The following is an 835-nucleotide window of genomic DNA, read 5'->3' on the forward strand; positions in this document are numbered from 1 at the left end:
CGGTGACGACGGCGTAGAACGCCGGCATGTAGATGTTGCCCGTGCTGGAAATCAGCCAGGTCATGAGCAGCGGGGCGGTGCCGCCGAAGAGCGCGGAGGAGATGTTGTAGCCCAGCCCGTACGCCGAGTAGCGGACGCGGGTGGGGAACAGTTCCACGATCAGGATGTGGATGACGGCGGTGTGCCCGGCGAAGACCACGGCCATGACGGAGGCGCCCAGGATGGCCAGGCCCATGTTGCCGGTGGCGATCAGGGCGTAGGCGGGAATGCCGACGATGGCCATGGCGATGGCGGAACCGGCGATGACCTTCTTGCGGCCAACACGGTCTGACAATGCACCCATGAACGGGATGGCGATGCAGATGGCCACCAGGCTGCAGGCCGTGACCAGCAGGGCCTCGCCGATAGTGAAGTTGATCTGCTTTCCCTTGAGGAAGGTAGGCATGTAGGAGAACAACACGTAGTAGCCGGAGCCGTTCATCAGCGGGATGAAGAGGGCCAGGAGCATGGCGCGGCGGTGTTCGGCGGACTGGAAGGCTTCCTTGAGCGGGTTCTTGGAGAGGCCGCCCTCTTCCTTCAGCTTCTCAAAGTTCGGGGTGTCGCTGATGGCCTTGCGGATGTACCAGCCGATGATGCCCATGGGAATGGCCACCAGGAACGGGATGCGCCAGGCGAAGGAGCCGAAGCCGCCGCCGTCGATCGCGGACTGGGTGAGCCAGGGGGACATGGCGTAGGCAACCAGGGTGCCGGTCAGCAGGGCCGCGAAGGAGGCGATCTGGGCGAAGGAAGTGATGATGCCGCGCTTGCCTTCGGGGGCGTGCTCGGCCAGGAAGGT

The 835-nt window shown here is 64.6% G+C and carries 1 protein-coding gene; it reads right to left on the bottom strand.

All coding sequences use genetic code 11. From position 1 onward, the window contains the following. On the bottom strand, positions 1-835 hold an 835-nt coding region (locus BIU82_RS15970; RefSeq protein ID WP_139146657.1), incomplete at both ends, for an MFS transporter.

Origin of the sequence: Arthrobacter sp. SW1, from assembly GCF_001766675.1 — a bacterium.
In the GTDB taxonomy this organism is placed as follows: domain Bacteria; phylum Actinomycetota; class Actinomycetes; order Actinomycetales; family Micrococcaceae; genus Arthrobacter.